Below are 24365 nucleotides of genomic sequence, written 5' to 3'. Positions count from 1 at the left end.
CTATTGTCTAGTAGGCCTTATTCAGGACTAAAATGGTAGAATGATTAGATCTTTTGTTGAGTGTGTCAGGGTTTCATTCGAATCTTCCGTAATGAGTGTATCATCCTCGATACGTACGCCGCCAACACCCGGTACATAGACACCTGGTTCAACCGTTACAATCATTCCAGGCTCAAGAACCACATCAGAGCGTGAGGACAATCCCGGTCCCTCGTGTACTTCAAGACCGATCCCATGTCCTAATGAATGTCCGAAGTACTCACCATAACCTTTTTCTGTTATGTAATCCCTTGCGATCGCATCCGCTTCTTTACCTGTCATGCCCGGCTTGATTTGTTCCATTGCAAGAAGCTGAGATTGAAGGACGACATCGTAAATCTCTTTCAATTTCTCGCTCGGTTCACCTACAGATAAAGTGCGTGTCATATCGGAGCAATATCCTTTATAGTATGCACCATAATCCAATGTTACAAAATCACCTTTTTCAATAACTTTATCACTGGCAACCCCATGAGGAAGTGCAGAACGATTACCTGAGGCTACGATGATATCAAAAGATGATGACGTCGCTCCTGCTTTTCTCATGAAGAATTCTAATTCGTTGGAAACTTCTAACTCTGTCACACCCGGTTTGATAAAATCTAATATATGCTTAAATGCTGCATCGGCAATATCAGCCGCATCCTTAATTATATTAAGCTCTTCAGGTGTCTTAATCAAGCGTAACTTTTCCACAAGGCCTGATACAGGCACCATTTCCGCTTCCACTGCATCCCGGTAGCTTTCGTATGCACTGTAAGTCATGTCGTTCTTTTCAAAACCGAGCTTTTGTATGCCCAGATTTTTAGCCTGTTTCGCTACTTCTTCATGAATCGGTCCCGTGTGCTGAACGATCTCATAATCAGCCGCCTGTTCTGTTGCTTGCTCTATGTATCTGAAATCTGTAATGAACAGGGCTTTCTCTTTTGAGATCAATACGACACCGGATGAACCCGTAAAGTTCGTCATATAGCGTCGGTTATACGTACTTGTTAAAAGAATACCGTCTAATTCATTTTGTGAAAAGGTCTCTCGTAATCGTTCAATTTTCATCCAAATCCACTCCCTTAATGTGCTTTATGATTGCTTGTAGAGCTAATTCGTATCCAAACAGTCCCAAACCAACAATCTGCCCAATCGTTTCGGCTGCTATGACTGACTGGTGCCTGAACGCTTCACGGGCATGAATATTTGAGATATGCACTTCCACGACCGGTACAGATACGCTTGCCACAGCATCCCTTATGGCATAGCTGTAGTGGGTAAACGCACCGGGATTCAGTATGATTCCACCAAAGGCTTCGTCTTCTGAATTATGGATGATATCAATCAAATCCCCTTCATGATTCGATTGGGCGGCAATCAATTGAAAGCCTTCATTTTCTGCTTGTTTCTTTAATTTCTCTTCAAGTTGAATCAGTGTTACATGACCATAGATTTCAGGTTCCCGCTTTCCTAACCTATTTAAATTCGGGCCATTCAACAGTAAGATTTTAACCATATGTAAACTCCTAAAAAAAAAGAATGTTCATCATGAACATTCTAACATAAACCTTTTACCTATACCTACATAATTGTCTGATAAATAGGATTTCTTAATGAGATACTTCCCCGGACTTTTCCTTATTATCCTGGTGTCTTAATTCATTTTCTTCATAAGAAATCGAGTAACCTATGAATACCCCATATAGAACATATATACAAAGAGTGGTGATTAATGTATGATAATCAATCGCGGTAAAGGATTTTATACTTGGGAAAAGTGGATTAAGAACCAGGAAAAAAGCCAGGTAAAGCACAATCCCATACCCTGCACCTACCCACATTGACTTGAATTTCCTCAATACTCCATAATAGATAAGGGCCACACCGATCGAGATGACACCGTAGGCGACGATGGATAACACGACTCCGATCCATTTGTCCACCCAGTTCCCCACTGCCCAAGGTTCGAATATTATATTCGGTTCAATCTTCGTAAAGGAAAAGAAATAGCAGAGGTATGCAATCGAACTCCAAAACATTCCCCCGATAAACCCAGTGACGACGACCATTGCCGTGAAGGAAAGAGGTTTTTCACTCTGATTCTGCTCTAAACGAGGGTTTTCTTTACTTTCTTCCGTACCCTCCTGGACTTTTTCATGTTGACCTTTTTGTTCTGCCATCTGTAACACCTCCATTCGTAGTATGTCCCATCGAATGAAACATTTGCATATAATTGAGCATATTTCATTTAAACGGCAGGCAGTATTTCACAGAATTACTTAATGAGGAGACCTCTCTCTAGTGCTTTTCTTCATTTTTTAGTAAAATAGATAGTATCTTTCGAAACTTCAGAATAAAGATGCGAGAATGGTACATTTATAACACGATAAAAAATCAATTAATACGGTTAAAGAACACACAAATGGTCTAGAATAATAGTATAGATATCATTTATGATGGATAGTCATGTAAGGAGGTGGCTTTGTTGAACGCTCGTAATATCTTTGTTTTCACACTCATATTATTGGCTACGATCGGGCTTGGAACTTCCCTGTTCGGAAATCCTTTAGGACTTGCAAGAAAACTGCTCGTGACAGCAGCTGTCATCGGAATCATCTATTTTATATATCGAAGGTGGTTCAGCGGCAGAGGGGCTGGTAATAGCAATGAACAGAGAGCGTTTGTTAAAGCAGCCAAACAATCAAAGAAGCGGCATAAGAGGAAAACTGCAAGTAAGCCTCAAGTATCCAATGTTTCAAAAAAACGCCCGATACGAAAAAAATCCAATGCCAAACTGACTGTAATTGAAGGTAAAAAGAATAAAAAAAACAATCGAGCCTCTTTTTAGGAGCTCGATTGTTTTTTTAATAGTGCCATTTTTGCAGAAAGCTTTCAGCCTTGGATTTACCATATTGAATGAGTTCTATTTTCCTTTCCGGAGTGAGTTCAAACTCCGTGGTCAGGACTCCCTCCGTCGGGATAAAGATGATATTCTTTTCGAGCTTTCTGGATATATACCTCGAATCATGGGCATCTTTCATGGTAGTAAAGAGCGCTCCGTATAAATCAATGGCATTCTTGATTTGCTTTTTTGGTTTGCCTATGATGTCGTGACTCAGCTTGACACCGATAACAGGTCTAATCTTTTTCACGTTCTCTCTGTCAAATAGCCACATGGGGAAATTACTGAGTACCCCTCCGTCCACCATAAAGCTGACCCCTTCCAATGAACGCAGTTTCACCGGTTCAAAAAAATAAGGAAGACTCGCGCTCATCCGGATCGCCCGTGCAACAGGGAAGGTTTCTTTCGCGATCCCATACTTTTCGAGGTCATCCGGGAGGACCAATAACCGACCATTTGATAAATCGGATGCTATGACACGTAGTGAATGTGGAGGTAGATCGGCAAACGTGTAGACCCCCCTCGCTTTCAGCTTTTCTTCCAGCCAGTTTTCAAGTGCCACACCTTTGTATAGCCCTAAACGATAGTAGATACGAAACCACTTGAGAATGGGAAGGGGAATGATCGCATTTGAGTCCAACAGCTTTTTGAAATCCACATCGTCCATGATATCGAGCAGTTCACGGCTTGAATACCCGGCTGCAATAAAAGCGGCAATCACGGCACCTGCGCTTGTACCCGCCAGTCTCTTGAATGTGTACCCTTTTTCCTCTATAGCCTGATATGCTCCAATCAGGGCGAGTCCTTTTATGCCTCCACCAGAAAATACGCCGTCAATGTCCACAGGCTCCACTCCTCTTAGGTGTATTACTACATCTTTAATTCACCGTGAAGGAATTTAGACTAAAAAAATAAGAGGGGAACCAGTCCCCTCTTACCCTTTTCCCTGATTATAGTCCACACTTCAGCTGAGCGCCGCAGTTGGTACAAGTATTGCACCCGCCCATATCTTTTACCGTCCCTTTACGGCAGACAGGGCATGTATTCCCCACTTCAGAACCGATGGTCACGTCCGTTGAACGTACGTCCTGGATCGTATCCAGCAATACAATCGGCTTCTTGGATGTTGGAATATCATGTTGAACTTGTTCCTCTTCATCGTCAAAGCTGTTTTCTTCCGCTTTAAGGGTAAGGACCTGTGAATCACGGCTTCCGTCGACGTACACGGTCCCGCCCTTGGCGCCGCCTTTATAAAGACGCTCATACACTTTTTCCACTTGCTCAACCGTGTAACCACGAGGTGCATTGACGGTTTTCGAAATAGAGCTGTCGATCCAATTCTGGATGACACACTGCACGTCAGCATGAGCTTGAGGTGCCAGGCTCATGGAAGAAACGAACCATTCCGGGAGATTATCAGCATCGGCATCGGGATTTCTCTTTAAGTAATCCTCAACAATATCCGCTTTCACTTCAATGAATTTACCGAGGCGCCCGCTTCTGTAATACGTAAAGGAGAAGTACGGTTCAAGACCTGTCGAAACTCCTACCATCGTACCTGTAGAACCTGTTGGAGCGACGGTTAACAGATGGGAATTCCTGATACCGTATTGTTCGATGTCGGCACGTACATCCTCAGGCATTTTGTTCATGAATCCTGTTTCCACAAAGGCTTTTCTTAAGGCCTTTGTTTCTTCATCGGTACTTCCAGTAAGGAATGGGAAGCTTCCTTTTTCCTTCGATAATTCAACGGATGCACGATAAGCCGTTGTGGCAATGACTTCAAAAACTTCGTCCACAAGCTTATTTCCTTCTTCGGATCCATATTCTTTTTCACAATAGATCAACAGGTCTGCAAGACCCATTACGCCAAGGCCTACCCGTCTCTCACCGAGTGCCTGCTTCTTATTTTCATCAAGGAAGTATGGCGTCGCATCGATGACATTGTCCTGCATGCGTACACCGACTTCAACCGTACGCTTCAACTTCTCGAAATCAACCGTTTTGTTCTCCTTATCCGCGAACTGTGCAAGGTTGACGGCAGCCAGGTTACACACGGAATATGGAGCTAGAGGCTGCTCGCCGCATGGGTTCGTGGCCACTACCTTTTGACCGTATGCTTTCGCATTTGTCATATCATTGGCGTTATCGATAAAGAAGATTCCAGGCTCAGCAGAGTAAGTTGCACACACATTGATCAGGTTCCACAGCTCTTTTGCCTTGATCTTACGGTACGTGCGCACTTTGTAGCCGAGCTTTTCCCACTCACGGACATCACCGACGTTGTGCCATTCTTCATTATAGTATTTCATTTGCTCTTCATTATAGCTCTCCACATCAGGGAAGCGCAGCTCATATTCGCGGTCGTTTTCCACCGCTTCCATAAAGTCGCTCGTCAGGCACACAGAGATATTCGCACCTGTAAGAAATTCTGGATTATGGACGCTGTATGTTCCTCCTGTACGGAGTTTTTCTTCTGCATTTTTAAGGATCTTTGCATCAAATCCACCGTAGCCCGGGATTTGTCTGTAGTTCAAAATCCCTTGGTACATCGCTTCCTCTTGTTCTGTCAGCGGAGTGAACTTCAACTTTTCCTGAGCAGCCTTTTTGATGGTTTCATCTTCTGTGTTCTCAAGAAGATAGCGCAGGATACGCGGGTTTTGCATTTTGGAAATGATGAATTCAATGATATCGGGATGCCAATCGGAAAGCATGATCATTTGAGCCCCACGTCGTGAACCGCCCTGCTCAACCAAGTGAGTCAACTTCGCAATATCATCCAGCCATGAAACGGAACCGGATGATTTACCGTTCACACCTTTTGCCAAGGTATTGCGTGGACGTAGCGTCGATCCGTTCGTTCCGACTCCTCCGCCGCGGCTCATGATTTCCATCACCTGCTTGCGGTGTTCTGAAATGCCTTCACGGGAATCCTGGACGAAGGGCATTACATAACAGTTGAAGTACGTTACATCCGTTCCTGCCCCTGCTCCGTAAAGCACACGCCCTGCTGGAACAAAATGCAGATTTACTAATTCATGATAAAATTTTTCAAACCAAACTTGTCTCTTTTCAGGAGTTTCTTCCACTTCTGCCAAGCCTGTTGCGTTACGCTTCGCAATTTGTTCATAGTAGACTTCCAGTGGTTTCTCAATGACATCCAGTGTTCTTGAGACGATCCCCGTTTCCATTTCCTCCGGCTTGTCGATGGCGCTTCTGTATTCATCTTCAATCCAGACAGATGCTTTTTTCGTTTCCCAATCGATACTCGTGATATACCCTAATCCCCTTGCAGGAAATTTAGGATCTTCCTTGATGGTAAGAACGACAAAGTCACCTTCAGACAGGGTGATTTTTTCTGTGTCCTTGAACGAATAACGATCGATCATGACCAGACGGGATACACCTTTGTGTGTTGTTTTCATATCAGGGGTGATGGGATGTACTTGAGGAAACAATCCAATATCCTTGTTTAATCTTTCGGTGTTTAAATTCATCGTATTTTTCGACGCAACAGTCATAAAGACAACTCCTTCTATCTCAAATGTTTCAGTTTATGTTATTTCGCTGATGACTAATATCAAATATTAAGATATCACAGCCATTCTGGAAAAGCAATAAATAAACACAACATATTGTGTACGAAAAATTATTCGACACACCATATATTGTGTTTCAGGTCAATAGGTCATTTGTTTGTCAAACGGATAATAAGCCAATAAAAATAGAAAACAGGAGTAAATAATAGAAAACAATATAATCCATGAGTCAATTCTATTAATTCAAGACTTGATATAAATCGAAGCCCTGCAATAGTTGCTAAAATAGGAAAAAAGCGACAAGGATCGCTTTTTATCTACAAAAAAATTTTTACCGTTTAAAATTCCATTCATCTGATTCGTATCTGGATTTCGCGAGGTCCACTACATATTGTGTTTCTTCTTCAGAAAGTTCATATGGCTCAAGATGAATGTTCAATCCCTCTTCAAAGCCTTTTTTGAATGCGTCTTTGGCCATGTCCATCATTATCGTTTCAGAACTGATTTCGTTCATGGCAACCGCCTTGTTTTTGAAGGCACGCTGCATTCGCTCTTTTACTCTGTCAGATGGATAGTTAAACAGACTGAACAATTTATCTTCATCAAGATCCAAGAGAATAGAACCGTGCTGAAGGATGACTCCTTTTTGACGGGTCTGAGCACTTCCTGCCACTTTCCTTCCCTCTACCACCAGCTCATACCAGCTTGGTGCGTCGAAGCATACGGAAGATCGCGGGTTTTTCAATCCTTCCCGTTCCTCTGCCGTTTTAGGAACTGCAAAGTAAGCTTCGAGCCCGAGACCCTGGAACCCCTTAAGAATCCCTTCAGAAATGACACGGTATGCTTCTGTGACGGTTTTAGGCATCTCCGGGTGTTCTTCTGAAACGATGACGCTATACGTCAATTCATGTTCATGTAGAACTCCACGCCCCCCCGTCGGCCTTCTAACAAATCCGAGTCCATGTTCCTTCACGGCATCAAGATTGATTTCTTTCTCTACCTTCTGAAAGTAACCGACCGATAGTGTAGCTGGATCCCAGCCGTAAAACCGGATCGTCGGAGGTATCTTCCCTTCACTGTGCCATTCAAGCAGTGCCTCATCAAGGGCCATATTATAAGAAGGGGAGCAATTTCCCGAGTCAATGAATCTCCATGTTTCCTTTTTCATGTAACATACCTCATTTACGTCTTTGCGTTAAGATTTTGTTATGTACGATTGTTTCTTGATTCAAGTCCGTTACTAGTCTATCAAATCCACACCAAAAAACAAAGAAAAACAGATTGGAAAGTCTTTGCTTCAAAATGAAAAATATGTTTTGATTATCACTTGAATGATGAATATAATAGAAGATAGCGCATTTGTAGAAAGGAGCATGAATGATGGAAGGATTATATATTCTTTTAGTCGTACTGGGTGGAATTATCATCTATTCACTTTTTACGTTCTTCTATCAAAAGAGAATCGTGAATACACTGAGTGAAGAGGAATTTCGAGCAGGATATCGCAAGGCTCAATTGATAGATGTTCGTGAAGCGAATGAATTTGAAAATGGTCACGTACTGGGTGCACGGAATATTCCATTGTCACAGATCAAAATGAGACAAAAGGAAATCCGTTCGGATCAACCCGTTTACCTTTACTGCCAAAGCGGACTTCGCAGCGGGAGAGCAGCTCAAATGCTGCACCGCAAAGGATACCGCGACCTTCACCACTTGCAAGGCGGCTTTAAAAAGTGGACAGGTAAAGTAAAACATAAAAAATAATGTAGAAGGATCGCCCTGGGGTGGTCCTTTTTTAGTGGGATGGGGTTTTGTTCATCATCAGATGATTGAATGGAATTAAATGGATGACGGCTGGATTTTTGATAAAGATGACCGGATTGAAGGTAGAATCGGTTGGATTCCTTCTCAATTCCGCCGGATAATCCACCAAACCGGCTGGATTTTATGCCGGATCGGCTCCATCCCCTTTCCACACATTCGTATTCGGCACCACAACTCTACGGATTCCTCCATTCTATTTGAATGATTATCACTCTTTCTACAATCACCATCCTTTTAAAGGTTTAAATCACCTCTATTCCCTCAGGTAAAAAGAAAATACCTAGCGACAATCCGCTCAATATAGATCCGTCCCTCAATAAAAACCCCTCAGTCATCCGACTGAGGGGTTTAAGTATGCGCATTAGCCTTCTTTCGTATAGCGCAGGACCGGTTTTCTTGCTGCCAGTGTCTCATCCATGCGCTTCACGATGGTCGTGTGTGGCGCTTCCTGGACGATTTCCGGTGTTTCTTCTGCTTCTTTTGCAATTTGGATCATGGCATCAATGAAAGAATCAAGGGTTTCTTTTGATTCTGTTTCCGTTGGTTCAATCATCATGCACTCTTCGACATTTAATGGGAAGTAAATGGTTGGCGGATGATATCCGAAGTCCAAGAGCCGCTTCGCAATATCGAGCGTGCGTACGCCAAGCTTCTTCTGACGTTTCCCACTGATGACGAACTCATGTTTACAATGACGATCATACGGCAGGTCAAAGTAAGGAGCAAGGCGGCGCATCATGTAGTTTGCGTTCAGTACGGCATTCTCCGTCACGGCTCTCAGTCCGTCCGGCCCCATAGTTCGGATATACGTATAGGCCCGAACGTTGATACCGAAGTTACCATAGTATGGTTTTACACGACCAATTGAGTCAGGACGGTTATAATCGAATTCATATTGCTCTCCGTTTTTCACAAGGACAGGTTTTGGAAGATATTTAATTAAGTCTTCCTTCACTCCTACAGGACCGCTTCCTGGACCTCCGCCTCCGTGAGGACCGGTGAACGTCTTATGAAGATTCAAATGCACGACGTCAAATCCCATATCCCCCGGTCTTGCTTTTGAGAGAACCGCATTCAAGTTGGCTCCGTCATAATAGAGCTTTCCACCTGCTTCATGAATGATGGAAGCCATTTCCATGATGTTTTCTTCGAATAAACCTAGAGTATTTGGATTTGTCAGCATGAGGGCAGCTGTATCATCTCCGACTACCCGCTTTAAATCTTCTAAATCGACCAGACCGTTTTCATTCGACTTTACCGTCACCGTTTCAAATCCGGCAACTGTTGCACTTGCAGGGTTCGTTCCATGAGCCGAGTCCGGTACGATCACCTTCGTACGATGGGTATCTCCATTCGCCTCATGGTAGGCACGGATCATCATCAGACCTGTCCACTCTCCATGGGCTCCCGCCGCAGGTTGAAGCGTGACTTCATCCATACCCGTGATTTCTTTCAAATGCTCCTGGAGATCATACATCAGTTCAAGAGCACCTTGCACGCTTTCAGCTTCCTGAAGAGGGTTGATGTGAGCGAATCCGTTCAGTCGCGCAACGTTTTCATTCACTTTTGGATTGTATTTCATCGTACAGGATCCAAGTGGATAGAAACCGGAATCCACCCCATGATTGCGTTTCGATAACGCTGTATAATGGCGCATGATATCTAGTTCCGATACCTCAGGAAGTTCAGGTGCTTCTGTACGGATATAGTCGGTCGGAATGAGATCTGACAGTTCCACCTGTGGTACATCCATTTCTGGCAGGCTGTACCCTGTGCGGCCTTCTTTAGATAATTCAAAAATAAGAGGCTGATCTTTCTTATTCATGACAATCCCCCAATTCTGCTGCGAATGCGTCGATTTCTTCTTTGCTGCGAAGTTCTGTAACAGCTACCAGCATATGCTGAGCAAGGCTGTCATCCATTAATCCAAGATCGTACCCGCCGATCATTTCTTTTTCCAGAAGCTTTTTATTGATTTCTTTAACAGGTCTATTCACCTTTAAGACAAACTCATTGAATGAAGGGCCTTCAAATGCGATGGAGAATCCTTTTGCTTTAAAGGCTTCTTTGGCATAGTGAGCTTTTTGGATGTTTTGAATGGCCATTTCTTTGACTCCCTGTTTTCCGAGTGCCGTCATAGCGACAGATGCGGCAAGGGCATTCAGAGCCTGGTTGGAACAAATATTCGAAGTCGCTTTGTCACGACGGATATGCTGCTCACGGGCTTGCAGGGTCAACACGAAGCCACGGATGCCATCTTCATCGACGGTTTGACCGACCAGACGGCCTGGTACTTTACGCATAAGCTTCTTATTCACGGCAAAGTATCCACAGTGAGGGCCTCCGAAGGCACTTGGAATGCCGAATGGCTGCGCGTCACCAATGACGATATCAGCACCTAATTGTCCCGGAGGTGTAAGTGCTCCAAGGGCAAGGGGATTGGATGAAACGACGAACATTGCTTTTTCTGCATGTGCCACTTCTTCAATCGCTTTCAGCTCCTCCACCCGTCCAAAGAAGTTAGGGTATTGAACGATGACCGCTGCTATGTCATTCCCCATCAATTTCTTCAGTTCTTCCACGTCGGTTACACCATTATTGTGCGGAATTTCAACTACTTCGATATATTGACCCTTCGCGTAAGATCTCAATACATCACGTGATTCAGGATGAACTGTACTCGAAACGAGAACTTTCTTGCGGCGTGTTTGACCTGCACTCAACATAGCTGCCTCTGCCAGAGCCGTTCCTCCATCGTACATGGATGAATTGGCTACATCCATACCTGTCAGTTCACAAATCATCGTTTGGAATTCAAAGATCGCTTGCAGTTCTCCTTGGGAGATTTCCGGCTGGTAAGGTGTATAAGCTGTATAGAACTCTGAACGAGATAATACATGATCCACAATGATCGGCATGTAATGATCGTATACCCCTGCCCCTAGAAAGGATGCATGACTTTTCAGATCCGCATTTTTCGCGGCCATCTTAGTGAGTTCTTTTACCAATTCCGTTTCCGACTTCGCTTGTTTGATTTTGTAATCCCCAATAAAACGAACCTGTTCAGGAATATCTTCAAATAGATCGTGAACGCTGTCTACTCCAATGCTGTCTAACATTTCCCTTTGATCTTGCTCTGTCATCGGTAAATAACGATGCTTCATGACCGTCATTCCTCCCCTATTTCTTTGGTCTTTTATAAAAAGGTGTTGCTACCACTTTCGCATTTAACTTTTTCCCTCTGATTTCCACCAGTACTTCCGTATCCAAGGCAGTAAACTCTTTATTCAAGAGGGCCAACCCTACATTTTTCTTTAACGTTGGTGATTGTGTACCCGTTGTGACTTCACCTATTTCTTCTTCTCCGGAAAATACTTTATAGCCATGACGTGGAATGCCGCGATCAATCATTTCAATTCCCACGATCTTTCGTGTAGCACCTTCTTCTTTTTGTTGTTTCAGCACTTCCTGTCCGATGAACGGAACCTCTTTATTCACTTTTACAGCAAACCCGATCCCGGCTTCAATCGGCGTGATGGATTGTGATAATTCCTGTCCGTAAAGTGCAAGATTCGCTTCGAAACGTAAGGTATCCCGTGCACCAAGTCCACACGGAAGGACTCCATGCTCTTTACCTTCCTCAAGGATCGCCGTCCAGATCGCCACTGCATCAGTTGAGGCACAATAGATTTCAAACCCATCTTCACCCGTATAACCGGTACGGGAAACGAGTGCAGACTTCCCATTTATATTCACTTCAGTTTGGAATTTAAAAAAGCCGATATCGCTCAATGTATGTTCATTGGTGATTTTTTGCAGTACTTCTTCCGCAATCGGACCTTGAAGGGCCAATTGCGCCATATGTTCAGAGATATTGTTGATTTCAACACCATCTGTTTCATGTTCTTTCAACCACTGAAAATCTTTATCTATATTTGCTGCGTTTACAACGAGCAAATAATCATTGTCTTTTATTTTATAAACCAGTAAGTCGTCGACTGTCCCACCGTTTTCGTAGCACATGGCCGTATACTGTGCGCCTCCGTCTTTTACTTTGGAGACATCATTTGTCATCATTTTCTGTAAGTAGTCAAGAGCCCCTTCACCCTTCACTTCAATTTCTCCCATATGAGAAACATCGAATAGTCCTGCCCGGGTTCTTACCGCTTCATGTTCTTCTTTAATACTTGAGAATTGCACTGGTAAAGCCCAGCCACCGAAGTCGATGGTCTTACCTCCATACTCTTTGTACACATCGTATAAAGGTGTTTGTTTTAACTCTGACATGACTTTTCCCCCTTTAAATTCCTTGCTTGCATAATTCTTAACCAAGTTTTATCCCATGAAAAAAGGACAGAAAAACCCCTTTTCATAAAGAAGTTTTCTCTGTCCTTGCACCTGAAAGTTTACCGAAGAACGGCTTTCCCCTTTGGTGGTTTCCTGTTTCGGAAACGCTCTCCAGAGTTGCGTCCAACAAGAGTCTTTTTGCCTGAGAGATTCACACATAAACGTGCTTGCTCCTTCGGCGCTGTTTGCACAGTCTCTCCCCTTGTCATCATTCGCCAATATTCCTTGAAACAATTGGTCATACTAGAAATATACAGAAGAAATGTTGTAAATGTGAATGTTCGGATTTTCGAGTTTTTCTAACAATTGAAAATCTATTTTCATCCTACCATTAAATACGAGTTTTGAGCAATCATTTTTATTAGAAATAAGGAGATGTTTTTCAGATGAATGTTGAGGTTATATTTGATGAACAGTGGGGAGAAGGTCTTGAAAGTTTAATCGAAAACGATGGCCCCTGGGGGAACTGGGAGCTTTATAAACTCGCCATCGAATTTGAGCACCATCTTGCAATTCCGAACTTTGAAGGCCTGCAGGCTCCAAAACATTTGGCAAATGTCACTCCTCTCCCTCACCAGCTGGAAGCAGCGAAGCAGGTAGTGGAAACGATGAACGGAAAAGCGATTCTTGCGGACGAAGTTGGACTCGGAAAAACGATTGAAGCCGGATTGATATTGAAAGAGTACATGATTAGGGGATTAGTCAAAAAGGTATTGATTTTGGTTCCTGCTTCTCTCGTTTCTCAATGGGCATATGAATTAAACACTAAGTTCTTCATTCCCGCCGTTCCCCAGCGTAAGAGCTACGTATGGGATCAATGTGACATCGTGGTTTCATCCATGGATACGGCAAAGAGGAGCCCTCATCGGGAAAAAGTGTATGAGCAGGATTATGACCTGGTGATCATCGACGAAGCTCACAAACTGAAAAATCATAAAACAAAAAACTATGAATTTGTCCAAAATCTCAAGAAGAAATTCTGCCTGCTATTGACTGCAACACCTATCCAAAATCGTGTAGAAGAAATCTTTCATCTTGTTTCCCTTCTAAAGCCTGGGCATCTTGGGAATGAATCTGGGTTCACGGACAGATATAAAAAAGGGGATCGTACACTTCAGGAGGATGACCATCTGAAAAGCCTCATCAACAAAGTAATGATACGCAATAGGCGTGGCGATACAGGGATTGAATGGACGAAGAGGCATGTGAAGACTGTATTAATTGATTTCAACGAGGCTGAGAGAGATTTATATAACAGCATCGACCTGCTCAGAGGAAGATATGATGACTGGGCAAATTCCAGCTCTTTCTCACTCCTCACCCTTCAAAGAGAAGCGTGCAGTTCCCGTGAAGCTGTATTTTACACACTTAAAAATATGCTTGAAAAGAAGGAATCACCTACACCTGCTTTTGAACATACGATTGGTACACTGATGAAAAAAGTAGAGAACGTGACCATGAACTCAAAGGCACAAAAGGCGCTGGAAATCGTTCAATCGATAAATGATAAAGTGATCATTTTCACAGAATACCGTGCAACACAGCTCTATCTTCAATGGTTCTTGAAACAGCACGGAATCAGCTCGGTCCCTTTCAGGGGAGGATTTAAACGAGGAAAAAAAGACTGGATGAGAGAGTTATTCCAGAAGCATGCACAGGTGTTGATTGCCACTGAAGCTGGAGGAGAAGGAATCAACCTCCAATTCTGTCATCACGTGATCAATTTTGATCTGCCATGGAACCCGATGAGATTGGAACAGCGAATCGGCCGCGTTCACCGTCTTGGGCAGACAGAAGATGTTCATATTTATAACTTCGCTACAAAAAATACAGTTGAAGAACATATCCTGAAACTTCTGTATGAGAAAATCAATCTGTTTGAACGGGTGATCGGTCAACTGGATGAAATACTCACCCGCCTGGATTTCAGGGATTTCGAAGAGCATGTGACAGATATCCTGTCTTCATCCCGAACAGAGGGAGAAATGAAGATCAAAATGGAGAATTTAACAAGTATGATTCAATTTGCAGAACAATTAAAGGAGGAGAAAACAAATGCAGCAGCACGAAATTCATCGATTTCTTGAGCGGTATTTCATCGCCAATGGATGTGATATGGTTGCGAACGGAAATGGATACATGACTGTACAGCTCACGATCGATTTGGATAAAGAACTTATGAACCGACCATTCTACTGGCATTATCTTGAAAAGACAGGGGGGACACCGAACCCGATGACGTTATCCCTCATCACCAATCCTGATCATGCACCTGAGGATATGAAAGGTGAACCGATCCACTTTGGTTCACCGAGGCTTCATCAGATCTTCCACTCAACCCGGAATCTTGCAGGGTATATACGGCTTTATGAAAATCGGTATACTCCGAGCGGCCAACAGACGCCCCTTCATCCTTGGCTGGGATTGAACATTAAAATATCTTATCAATCCAACCGAAAGAAAGACAGCATCCGTAGTATCGGTGTAAACTTGATCAATGGAATCATAGAAGAAAACTTTCATGGGGCTCTAATGACCAAAAACATGACACCGAAGATTCCAGATTTCTCTTTCACTTTGACACCAATCATCAGACCGAAAAGTGGAGTGAACAGAGTCCAGTCATATCTATACGAAGAAATTAAAAGGGAACCCGTCGAGTGGGCGGAGCAAGCAAGAAAGACTTGGGAGGATGATCTTCAACTTTTGAATCATTTTTATGGAGATCAGGAAGAAAAACCCGAATCCTATTTTCTTGAGCAGCAGGCTTTAAAGGAGCAGTATGAACCAAAAATTACCATAGAGGTCATAAACGGTGGAATATTTTATTTACAGCAGTCACAGTGAGGAATCTGGGGGATACCTTCCCCCAGGATCAAAAAAAGGACTGCCGTTTAGGGCAGCCCTTGTCCACTATTTATTTTTCTTGAACAGTATCATGAAAGCATACGGAATGATGCCGAACCATCTGAAAAGAAATGGTTCCCGCTCGTTCTTTTTCTGCTTTTTTAATGTTTTACGTTCATGAGGTGATTTTTCATAATGTTGAACAAATGTTTGTGTTATGAACTTAACATAATCATTCACTGACATAAAAGCACCACCCTCCGCTTCCATCAGTATTCCCGGTAGTGCCAGGAATTATACAACATTATGTTGAAGATAGGGTAATATCAGCTCTACCACTTCATCCACGGATTTACCCTCTGTAAAAATGGTCACTGTGCTCCCACTTTCGTAAAGGGGCAGCCGACGCTCATACAGCTCCTTTAAACTGGTTTTCGAATTTCTTTGAACAAGTGGCCTGTCCTGATCTCCTTCAAGCCTTTTCCATAATGAACCAAAAGGGCAGGTAAGATGGAAAACAGAACCACAATTCCGTAGAAAGGCACGGTTCTCCTCCCTTTCTACTATTCCACCACCAGTCGTTATGATGGCCATTTCTTTTTTCAGTTCCTGAAGAACACTCGTTTCAAGTTCTCTAAAATACGTTTCACCATGCTGATGAAAGATGTCTCTAATCGATTTTTTCTCTTTAGTCTCAATATATTGATCCAGATCAATGACAGGAAGATTCAGTACTTCTCCCAAACGTTTTCCAACCGTTGTCTTTCCCACACCCATAAAGCCTACAAAGAAAATCGGTTTCATATTCTACTCCCAACGTATGATTTGTTTTGTTTCCCTATTATACACAACCGTTTCAGGAAGAAAAACCTTCTCGTCCCTTTTGAACGTCAATTCCATTTGAACTTCACTGGAATTGAGCATCGTACTTGAGGTCATGACCTCGCCGAAAGTTAGATTTATTACTCCAGTGTATAAGGATTCATTCTCCATCTCGAGTAAGATGCTGTGGGAGAGGCTTATGTTTCTCTCGTGCATACTCTTCATATTCGAAAGGTATTGATACTTACTTATATAAATGTCTTTTGATGCAAAAGCCAAAAAAAGGACAATCACCAGGAGGAACAGGGTATACGGCAGGATGAACCCTCTATCATTAAGGTGAAAACGGCCCCTCAAATGGTGAAAAACACATGAAATCCCCTTCCACTTTTTCGCCTCCTTCAAATTCCAAATCCAAACGCACCCCCCCTCGAATGGAAGTAAAGGTAACCTGATCCACTGCCTGAAGTACGATTTCATGCCCTCTATTGTTCACCCTCCTTCGAATGGATTGATCGTAGGTTTCATATAGAATCGTTTCTCCATCCATCACAAATGAAATGTGCTGTGGCGCGATTTCTACAGCTTCCGCATTCTTTAACTCTTTCCTTACGCTCTCATTGAATAAATTCCACTCATAATAATGGGGTGGGACCAAATCATTCTTAATCATCATAAAGCCCTTCATCATAAGAGGAAGACTGAAGGATATCATGCAAAATACACTAAAACTTAACAGGGCTTCAACCAATGTAAACCCCCGTTCATCTTTTTTGTGATGTACAAATTTCCCGGCTATCGTAACGAACGCAAGCTTCATCACCACTCCCATCTTTCCAAACGACCTCATACCTGACCCCCTTATACATCCTTGCATGAGTAGAAAATTCATGCGTAACAATCTCTTTTTCTACACTTTCCCTGAGAAATTTCAGCGCTTCCACTTCATACTGAAGCTGTTGAAGGCGGTTCATGTATTGAATGAGAAAGGGTATAAACAACCCACATATCATAAGGGTACAACTAAAAGCGACAAGCGTTTCAGTAAGTGAGAAACCTTTAGAATTCTTGTACATAAAATCTCCCTTGGCCAATTTGGAACATGAGGTACAAAGTCTCATGTTCCGTTTTAAAATTTACACTGCCAAATCTGTTCGTATTTCCATCAGGATAAAAAGTGATCTCTTCGAGGCTGTTCCTTGCTGCTATCTCAATTCCTGCAGGAAGCTCCCTTGATACAACCGTTTGTCTTGCTTCCGTTTTTGCAACATATTTATTGGTTAGTGGATAAAAAGTCAAGAAAATCAGTGATTGATGGTTGATACTGTAGCTTTGAATTTGGTAAAGATCCGATTCAAGCTGGGATATGAAGAGTTCCTTTTCAGTGTGGCTTTTTAAAGGTAGGACAGAAAAGCCGACCCATGAAAGGAGAATAGTGAAGATCATCAAGACGATGAGCATTTCAATGAGGGTATAACCTGCTTCAGCTGTACCACTATCATTAATCGGAAGTCACCACTTTTCCTTCTGCATCCACCGTGATGGCTCTCCCATCAGGACATGCTTTATACTCATCATTCAGATAACCATCTGTAACAAGAGAATCAATGGTCACTGGATCAGTATTCCCGTCCATCTTATATGCTTCAATTTGCCCTTCGACCATATGAATGAATGCCTCACAGCCTTTTGAATTAATGGAATTACTCTGATTGGTCACATTCGGGATTGTAATGAAAAGTAAAACAGAAATGACGAGCAAAACAATCATCATCTCGATCAAAGTGAAACCTTTTTCATTTTTGAGCATATTTGTCCTCCTGGAAATAATATTTTTCATATCCCCTGCATCATTTGAAATAGTGGCATCATAATGGAGAAGTAGATCGCCATGATGAATAGTCCGACAATAGTAAAAATGGCAGGCTGGATATACTTGAGCCATGTATGCGTTCTTTCTTCTAAATCCTGAAAGCAGATATCACTGTAAACACGAAGTTCTTCCGCCAATCTTCCGTTCGTTTGACCATGCTGAACGATGAACGGCAATTCTTCCTGAAAAAATGGCAGAGAAGCAAAACACTCATGAAAAGGAATACCTGCTTTAAGTTTTTGTATGAGCTGGCCTGAAATGTACTGCAATGTCGGACGGAATGATTGACTCTCGATGATGAGCAAGGATTCAGTAATGGATACTCCGCTTGAGAGAAGAAAGCTTAATTCCCGGGAAAAAAAGTAGGAATGACCCAGCTTTATATAAAACGACAAAATTGGAAGTCTGCTTAAGGCTGCCGATAGTTTTTGGGGGGAAATTCGCTTTTTAAAAAGAAAGAAAAGAATGGTGGAAAATAGGAGAATAAAAAAAACTACACCTAATACCATTGGGAAGTTTTCGATAAAGTGTAAAAGATGCGTAAGTTTTGCTGAAGGTTCATAGCCCATTGAGGAATACAGGGACTGAAATCTAGGAAAAAGCACTTTGCGAAGCAACACCATCATGATGATGGAAATGAAGATCAGCATTAGGGGGTATTGAAAGACTTTTTGCAACTGCTGTTGATTTTTCCTTCTTTTAATAAGATAGGTCCCAGCTTCAGACAAAGTGTGGCCCATTTGACCATGATGTTCGGCGAAAAAAATTTGTGCGCTGACGTGATTGGGAAGGTTTAATTGTTTACTCATCACAGTGGAAATGGATTCACCTTTCTGGAGTGAGGCAACCAATCTCCTTTTTAATTTGATGGTTTTCTTCTCCTTTGGTACCAAGAGAAAGTCGATGGCTTCCATAAAGGTATATCCCTTTTGAAGTAAATCACCAAGTCTCTTTAGAAATTTACCTTGATCATCGCTTTTCTTCATGAACCCATTTCCTATATTCATTCTCTGAAACAAAACCAAGTGCCACCCCTTTACAGATTAATGTTTGCAGTGTGCGATACTTGTGTTGGACAATTTCACCCCTGGCCTCTTTCAATACTTTCTTCAAGGCACTTCCCGTAATGATCTCATAAACCGATGCCCTGTTCCGCTTTTCCCCTCTTAAACATTGTCCTCCACACTCCGCTTTGCAGATCGGACATAAAAGTTTCAACAATCTTTGAGCGGATACAGCAAGCAGGGTCTGCTCGATATCATGCCACTTGATTCCTAATTCCATTAAGCGGTAAATCGCCCCTTTTGCATCTCTTGTATGCATGGTTGAAATCACCAAATGCCCCGTCAAGCTTGCCCTAACAGCAATTTCTGCCGTCTCCCGATCACGGATTTCCCCCACCATGATAATGTCGGGGTCGTGTCGCAGGATTGCTTTTAATCCGGTGGAATACGTAATCCCTGCTTTTTCATTTACCTGGATCTGAACCATTTCATCGTGCTGCTTCTCGACGGGATCCTCCAGGGTGATCACATTACGGTTTAAAACGACGGAACAGTGGTGAACGAGTGAATATAACGTAGTGGTTTTACCACTACCAGTCGGTCCAGTGAACAAGATGAGGCCATGGGAATGCATAAGCAGGGCAAGAAGTTTCTTGGCAGAAGATGGGTAAAGAGACATTTTCTCAATGGGAATCTGGTATTTTTGAGGGAGTATCCGAATGACAAGACTTTCTTTTAAATGTGTCGTAGGCAGGGTAGATATTCTGAGAGAAAGAGGGGTATTTTTGACGGTAAGGCTGAAAGAGCCACTTTGAGGTTTGCGTTTTTCTCCGATATCCATGGAAGCCATGAACTTCAGATGTGCAATCAGACGTTCAGCCTGATCTTCGTCGATGGTCTGGAATGGTACCAAACCCCCGAGTTTCCTGAATTGAATCAAGTATTCTTTCGTTCTGGGTATCAAATGAATATCTGTTGCATCATTGCTGAATGCTTCTCCAATCATCACTTCCGATAAAGATTCGACTGAGTGAAATATGAATGTGCACCACCTTTCTTATTTCTTACTTTAAGATATACGACATTTTGTTACAAATTCCTTCTTTTCCCACAAACTTTTTTAAATCTTGCATTGAAGTATCTTCTCTTTCTCTTCGAATCACATATTAATCGCCCACCCATATATTATGAAGGTAAACATTCATTCGAAAGCGGTGACCCTTCTTATGACGAAATATATGGATTACACCTCTCCAGATGTACAATTCTCATATGATGTTAACAAAAGTACTCTATTTAAAAAAGACCATCAAAACTTGATCAATATTTTGGGGGTAGGCCAATTAAATACATTGGATCAAACATCCCTGCTTGATATCTATTTAAGTAAACATAACTTTGTAGAGCCCCACTATCATCAAAACGCTGCCGAGCTGGTATATTGCATTTCAGGTGCGGCTACAGTATCGATTCTTAATCCATTTACAAAGGAAATCCAAAATTACTCTATATCCCCGGGACAAGTTGCAAACATACCTCAAGGCTGGTGGCATTACGAGGAGGCGACCAAGGACCGTACTCACCTATTGGCAATTTTCAATGCGCCTACCCCGGAAGTGATACTAGGTTCGGATATCTTGAAGCTCACCCCTTCAAGTGTCATGGCGAAAAACTATTGCATGAATGAAAGCGCGTGGATCAAAACGACAGAAAAGGTGAAGCCCGGCACCTATATCGGTCCGAGTTGCTTAGAACCTGAAAGGTATCCACCAGCCCGGACAACACAGCTCAATTATTTCCCATACCAATATCAATATCAGCCAAACCCCTATTACTACAGGCAATGCATCCCGAAAACATTTTAAAATACATGAATAGATCCTCAAAATTGAACCATACTATATTTTGTAAAGTAGATTCATTGGGCTATAGCCAAGCGGTAAGGCATCGCACTTTGACTGCGACATGCGTTGGTTCGAATCCAGCTAGCCCAGTACCAAAAGCGGAGGCGGCTTGGTCAGCCCCGACAAGCACAACTGGAAAATCCCAAAAGGCGCTTTTTGCCTTATGGGATTTTTCAGTTGTGACCTCGAGGGGCTAGCCGTCGGAGCTGGACAACATAAAAGCGGAAGGGGCTTTGCCCAGAGGCGACAAGCATAAGATGAGGCATCCCGGAAGGCGCTCTTTGCCTTTTGGGGTGCCTTAGCTTATGACCTCGAGCCTCTAAGCCCTTCCAGCTGGATAATCCAAAAGCGGAGGCGGCTTGGTCAGCCCCGACACTTACCATTGAAAAAGGCAGTCATTTGAAAAATTCAAGTGACTGCCTTTTATATTCAGCTGCTTTTCTTCAATGTTCTGTTTTTATTCGCAAGACTCTGAAGTCCATCCGGGTTGTAGCCGACCACCAGTTTTTTTCCGTCTGTCAGAAGTGGCCTGCGAAGAAGCTTCGGTTCATCAATGATTAATTTAATCACTTCGGACAGTGGCAAATCATTCACATCTTTCCCTAATTCTTTAAAGGTTTGGCTTCGAGTGGCGAGGATCTCATCAAGTCCCTCTGTCGTAAGGGATAACAATTCCATTAGTTCTTTATGAGTCGGTGTCTCTCTAAAAAGGTGCCTCTCATCAAAATCAACAGAATGTGCGGTTAACCACTTTTTGGCTTTTCGGCAAGAGGTACAGCTTGGATAAGTAAAAAATGTAAGGTTATTCACTTTCTTGACCTCCTTCAAATTTAACTTTCAAGTTTCTAAGATTCGTTAAACATATTGTATACTAATTGTATAACTTTTGTACAGTAATTTCCCTTGGGAATTTGTGAACATTTTTTTACAGAGAATGGACGGAGTGAATTCTTCTTGGGTTGCTATCGTTTTAAAGCTGATTACAACTCAATATCAGGTAGAGGCCCCCTTCAGTAAACGGGAAGGTTTCACATTTTGAGCATTGTGGAAGTAAGTAACAAGGGTAAAAAACGGACAAATAAAATTTTAAGGGTTAGATTACACCTATTCGTCACAAACTAACATCAAACACTTATTTACTTTTATGGTAGTATTCATTTATAATATTGAGTGATGGACTTAGGGTGCAAAGGAGGGTTACATATGGATCGTATGTTTAGAGTTCTAGGTTTTTGGACTGGTATTTTTGCCGTTATGTTCTATCTTGGTGATATGACCACAACATCATTAATCTTTTTAGGCCAAACCGGATTCTTCATTATGCTTAGCTATTTAAAACTGTCCGAACGCATGTATATTTATGTTTTCGGTGCATACTTAACAGTGTTCTTTGCAGGTTTTACTTATTGGACGACCTTTATGATGACTCCGGGTGCAGGAGGACACTAAAAAAAATCCCTTCAGCTGATTGCTGAAGGGATTTTTTTAGAAGCCGTTTAAAAATGGATTTGAGTCCATTTCTGCTTCTATTGATGTTTCAGGACCATGTCCAGGAAGAACCTTTGTTTCTTCAGGCAGGGTCAATAACCTTTCATGAATGCTTGCCAGTAACTCTTTGTGATTTCCACCTGGTAAATCGGAACGTCCGATACTCCCCATAAACAGTGTGTCTCCTGCTAATACAATTCCACTTTCTTGTACATAATAAGAAATACTACCAGGTGAATGACCTGGTGTTTCGAACAACTGGAGCTGAAAGTCTCCGATTGTTAAATTCTTTTCATTTGTCAGTATGTAATCAGCCGGTTTAAGTCTGATCAACTCACCCATCATGAATAGCTGGGAACCATTTAAAGAGGGATCCAATAACCACTGAGCCTCTTTTTCATGAACATAAACTGGGATGTCAAAGCTCCTCCTTATATCGTCAACAGCTCCGATATGATCGAAATGAGCATGTGTGAGGAGAATGGCTAACGGGGACAACGATTGATTTTCCAACCAGTCAATCAGTTTCTCCCCTTCACCACCGGGATCAATGACAAGACAATCCTTGCTAGAGTTCCATAAGATATAACAGTTGGTTTGCAAAGGGCCTAATGGGATTTGTTTCCACTGCAACGTTTCCACCTCCATTTGTGATACATTAATTGTATCAGAACTTCCAGCTTCATAAAAACATGGAAGTCGCAAGGTAGACATAGAAGTGTCAATATTTGACCTCGACAAAAAGGAAAAAAAACTATAAAATGTTAATGAGTGCATTTATGTACATATTGTTATCAAGAGGTCAGTAAAACGCATTTTAATGAAAGGGGTCATATAAATGGGTCTTGTAATTATTACTTCACTGGTTACTTTATTAGCTTTATTTTCAGTAGTAAGCACTTTCAAAAACAAGAATGCAATGGGAATTCTTTTCTCACTTGCAACATTAGGTGTTTTTGGATGGTTTACAATTATGACTGTCCTTCACTCTGGTTACCCAGGTGGTCATTAATTAAAAATGTTTCACATTAAAAAGCCTTCCATTTCATTATGGAAGGCTTTTTAATTCAACGGCTTTACAGGCACCAAAAAGTACCCTATGGATCTTTTGAATATGTACGTTATACTATTAGTGACATTTACCTTAAGGCGATTGGATATTCGACATCCTTACAGCCAATTCTATATATAATTAGAACTCGGATGAGGAGGTTTAGTAATTGAAAAAGTACAATATACCGGTTGAAGCTTCCCTGGAAGTGATTGGAGGAAAATGGAAGGTTGTCATTCTTTGCCATCTAATCAAAAATAAACGGAGGACCAGCGAATTAAAACGGTTGATGCCGGGTATAACACAGAAAATGCTGACCCAGCAATTAAGGGAGCTGGAAGCAGATGGCGTCATCAACCGGATCATTTATAATCAAGTCCCTCCAAAGGTCGAATACGAATTGACAGAATACGGATGGTCATTAAAAGAGCCTTTGGACATGTTATGTGCCTGGGGAGAACAGCATATTGAAAAAACATATCCTGATAAAAGTGAAGTTCTCTTAGAAAGTGAAGAAGCGTAAAGATCAAATTAAAAAGCTGTTTTCACAAAGATTGTTGCTATTCGCATACAAACTAAGATTTACGATGCTCTGTCATTTAAGTTGTAGTGCAGGATGGTGAATGGAACAGTCCTGCTTTCCGTAGGAGTCTACGCAGTTCCCTTCACCCTCTCAAGTAGTAAGTAGTTGACAGAGCAAAATGGTTTGTGACCATCAGTTCAAAAAGAGTAAGGGACTA

Annotated in this window: 26 protein-coding genes, 1 tRNA gene and 1 riboswitch; of the genes, 9 read left to right on the top strand and 18 right to left on the bottom strand. The window is 42.2% G+C overall.

Annotation, left to right across the window (positions count from 1 at the left end; translation table 11 throughout):
* Positions 1–27: 27 nt before the first annotated feature.
* From SLH55_RS15125 to SLH55_RS15115, 3 genes are all read right to left on the bottom strand, one after another.
* Positions 28–1092, bottom strand: coding sequence for a Xaa-Pro peptidase family protein (locus SLH55_RS15125; RefSeq protein ID WP_320323872.1), 1065 nt, complete (start codon positions 1090–1092; stop codon positions 28–30).
* Positions 1082–1540, bottom strand: coding sequence for a type II 3-dehydroquinate dehydratase (gene aroQ, locus SLH55_RS15120; protein WP_219168574.1), 459 nt, complete (start codon positions 1538–1540; stop codon positions 1082–1084). The genes SLH55_RS15125 and aroQ overlap by 11 nt, the downstream gene beginning before the upstream one ends.
* A 94-nt stretch (positions 1541–1634) precedes the next feature.
* Positions 1635–2204, bottom strand: coding sequence for a YqhR family membrane protein (locus SLH55_RS15115; protein WP_219168575.1), 570 nt, complete (start codon positions 2202–2204; stop codon positions 1635–1637).
* Between the two features lie 305 nt (positions 2205–2509).
* Here SLH55_RS15115 and SLH55_RS15110 point away from each other — a divergent pair, with 305 nt between their 5' ends.
* A complete protein-coding gene (locus SLH55_RS15110) occupies positions 2510–2872 on the top strand; it encodes an SA1362 family protein (RefSeq protein WP_226673114.1) in 363 nt (120 codons plus the stop codon).
* A gap of 16 nt (positions 2873–2888) precedes the next feature.
* Here SLH55_RS15110 and SLH55_RS15105 read toward each other — a convergent pair whose 3' ends face one another.
* From SLH55_RS15105 to SLH55_RS15095, 3 genes are all read right to left on the bottom strand, one after another.
* On the bottom strand, positions 2889–3770 hold the full coding sequence (locus tag SLH55_RS15105; RefSeq protein WP_320323871.1) for a patatin-like phospholipase family protein: 882 nt from the start codon (positions 3768–3770) through the stop codon (positions 2889–2891).
* A gap of 106 nt (positions 3771–3876) precedes the next feature.
* Positions 3877–6447, bottom strand: coding sequence for a vitamin B12-dependent ribonucleotide reductase (locus tag SLH55_RS15100; protein WP_320323870.1), 2571 nt, complete (start codon positions 6445–6447; stop codon positions 3877–3879).
* A gap of 349 nt (positions 6448–6796) precedes the next feature.
* Complete coding sequence (locus SLH55_RS15095; protein ID WP_320323869.1) at positions 6797–7633, bottom strand: biotin/lipoate A/B protein ligase family protein; 837 nt, start codon at positions 7631–7633, stop codon at positions 6797–6799.
* A 212-nt stretch (positions 7634–7845) separates the two neighbouring features.
* Between SLH55_RS15095 and SLH55_RS15090 the strand changes: the two genes are divergently transcribed.
* On the top strand, positions 7846–8229 hold the full coding sequence (locus tag SLH55_RS15090; protein ID WP_219168632.1) for a rhodanese-like domain-containing protein: 384 nt from the start codon (positions 7846–7848) through the stop codon (positions 8227–8229).
* Positions 8230–8650: 421 nt separating this feature from the next.
* Here SLH55_RS15090 and gcvPB read toward each other — a convergent pair whose 3' ends face one another.
* From gcvPB to gcvT, 3 genes are read right to left on the bottom strand one after another with little or no spacing between them, the layout of a single operon-like run.
* Positions 8651–10114: an aminomethyl-transferring glycine dehydrogenase subunit GcvPB gene (gene gcvPB / locus SLH55_RS15085; protein ID WP_320323868.1), complete on the bottom strand. Its 1464-nt coding sequence runs from the start codon at positions 10112–10114 to the stop codon at positions 8651–8653.
* Positions 10107–11453, bottom strand: a complete 1347-nt coding sequence (gene gcvPA / locus SLH55_RS15080; RefSeq protein ID WP_320323867.1) for an aminomethyl-transferring glycine dehydrogenase subunit GcvPA — start codon at positions 11451–11453, stop codon at positions 10107–10109. Before gcvPA ends, gcvPB begins: the two co-directional genes overlap by 8 nt.
* 16 nt (positions 11454–11469) lie before the next feature.
* Positions 11470–12576 (bottom strand): glycine cleavage system aminomethyltransferase GcvT, encoded by a 1107-nt coding sequence (gene gcvT / locus SLH55_RS15075; protein ID WP_219168582.1) that lies wholly within the window; start codon positions 12574–12576, stop codon positions 11470–11472.
* 180 nt (positions 12577–12756) lie between these two features.
* Positions 12757–12848: riboswitch (glycine riboswitch) on the bottom strand.
* Positions 12849–13022: 174 nt separating this feature from the next.
* Between gcvT and SLH55_RS15070 the strand changes: the two genes are divergently transcribed.
* Positions 13023–14723 (top strand): DEAD/DEAH box helicase, encoded by a 1701-nt coding sequence (locus tag SLH55_RS15070; RefSeq protein WP_320323866.1) that lies wholly within the window; start codon positions 13023–13025, stop codon positions 14721–14723.
* Positions 14692–15483: a YqhG family protein gene (locus SLH55_RS15065; protein WP_320323865.1), complete on the top strand. Its 792-nt coding sequence runs from the start codon at positions 14692–14694 to the stop codon at positions 15481–15483. The genes SLH55_RS15070 and SLH55_RS15065 overlap by 32 nt, the downstream gene beginning before the upstream one ends.
* Positions 15484–15549: 66 nt before the next feature.
* Here SLH55_RS15065 and SLH55_RS15060 read toward each other — a convergent pair whose 3' ends face one another.
* The 7 genes from SLH55_RS15060 to comGA all read right to left on the bottom strand — a co-directional run bounded on the left by SLH55_RS15060 (position 15550) and on the right by comGA (position 20188).
* The gene (locus SLH55_RS15060; protein ID WP_206849811.1) at positions 15550–15729 is read right to left on the bottom strand and encodes a YqzE family protein; all 180 of its coding nucleotides are present in this window, start codon (positions 15727–15729) and stop codon (positions 15550–15552) included.
* A 48-nt stretch (positions 15730–15777) separates the two neighbouring features.
* A complete protein-coding gene (locus tag SLH55_RS15055; RefSeq protein WP_219168585.1) occupies positions 15778–16287 on the bottom strand; it encodes a shikimate kinase in 510 nt (169 codons plus the stop codon).
* A 352-nt stretch (positions 16288–16639) separates the two neighbouring features.
* Positions 16640–17155: a competence type IV pilus minor pilin ComGF gene (comGF, locus tag SLH55_RS15050; protein ID WP_320323864.1), complete on the bottom strand. Its 516-nt coding sequence runs from the start codon at positions 17153–17155 to the stop codon at positions 16640–16642.
* Positions 17156–17364: 209 nt separating this feature from the next.
* Positions 17365–17811: a competence type IV pilus minor pilin ComGD gene (comGD, locus tag SLH55_RS15045; RefSeq protein ID WP_320323906.1), complete on the bottom strand. Its 447-nt coding sequence runs from the start codon at positions 17809–17811 to the stop codon at positions 17365–17367.
* A complete protein-coding gene (comGC, locus tag SLH55_RS15040) occupies positions 17807–18133 on the bottom strand; it encodes a competence type IV pilus major pilin ComGC (protein ID WP_413787098.1) in 327 nt (108 codons plus the stop codon). Before comGC ends, comGD begins: the two co-directional genes overlap by 5 nt.
* Before the next feature lie 8 nt (positions 18134–18141).
* A complete protein-coding gene (gene comGB / locus SLH55_RS15035; RefSeq protein WP_320323862.1) occupies positions 18142–19164 on the bottom strand; it encodes a competence type IV pilus assembly protein ComGB in 1023 nt (340 codons plus the stop codon).
* Positions 19148–20188 carry a competence type IV pilus ATPase ComGA gene (gene comGA, locus SLH55_RS15030; protein WP_320323861.1) on the bottom strand — a complete coding sequence of 347 codons (1041 nt, stop codon included), beginning with the start codon at positions 20186–20188 and terminating at the stop codon, positions 19148–19150. Before comGA ends, comGB begins: the two co-directional genes overlap by 17 nt.
* A 220-nt stretch (positions 20189–20408) precedes the next feature.
* On the opposite strand from comGA, the gene SLH55_RS15025 reads away from it, so the two are divergent.
* Complete coding sequence (locus tag SLH55_RS15025; protein WP_320323860.1) at positions 20409–21047, top strand: cupin domain-containing protein; 639 nt, start codon at positions 20409–20411, stop codon at positions 21045–21047.
* 57 nt (positions 21048–21104) lie between these two features.
* Positions 21105–21176, top strand: a tRNA-Gln gene (locus SLH55_RS15020).
* Positions 21177–21515: 339 nt separating this feature from the next.
* Here SLH55_RS15020 and SLH55_RS15015 read toward each other — a convergent pair.
* Positions 21516–21896: a Spx/MgsR family RNA polymerase-binding regulatory protein gene (locus tag SLH55_RS15015; protein WP_219168592.1), complete on the bottom strand. Its 381-nt coding sequence runs from the start codon at positions 21894–21896 to the stop codon at positions 21516–21518.
* A 393-nt stretch (positions 21897–22289) separates the two neighbouring features.
* On the opposite strand from SLH55_RS15015, the gene SLH55_RS15010 reads away from it, so the two are divergent.
* On the top strand, positions 22290–22535 hold the full coding sequence (locus SLH55_RS15010) for a DUF2626 domain-containing protein (RefSeq protein ID WP_034757675.1): 246 nt from the start codon (positions 22290–22292) through the stop codon (positions 22533–22535).
* A 36-nt stretch (positions 22536–22571) separates the two neighbouring features.
* On the opposite strand, the gene SLH55_RS15005 is transcribed toward SLH55_RS15010, so the two are convergent.
* Positions 22572–23207 (bottom strand): MBL fold metallo-hydrolase, encoded by a 636-nt coding sequence (locus SLH55_RS15005; RefSeq protein WP_320323859.1) that lies wholly within the window; start codon positions 23205–23207, stop codon positions 22572–22574.
* A gap of 205 nt (positions 23208–23412) precedes the next feature.
* On the opposite strand from SLH55_RS15005, the gene SLH55_RS15000 reads away from it, so the two are divergent.
* Positions 23413–23586 (top strand): DUF2759 domain-containing protein, encoded by a 174-nt coding sequence (locus tag SLH55_RS15000; RefSeq protein WP_320323858.1) that lies wholly within the window; start codon positions 23413–23415, stop codon positions 23584–23586.
* A gap of 208 nt (positions 23587–23794) precedes the next feature.
* Positions 23795–24148: a winged helix-turn-helix transcriptional regulator gene (locus SLH55_RS14995; RefSeq protein WP_206849844.1), complete on the top strand. Its 354-nt coding sequence runs from the start codon at positions 23795–23797 to the stop codon at positions 24146–24148.
* The last annotated feature ends 217 nt before the right edge of the window (positions 24149–24365 follow it).

The organism is Rossellomorea sp. YZS02 (assembly GCF_033963925.1).
GTDB lineage: Bacteria > Bacillota > Bacilli > Bacillales > Bacillaceae_B > Rossellomorea.
Note: the sequence above shows the minus strand (reverse complement) of the source record. Positions and strands in the feature narration are given on the sequence as shown.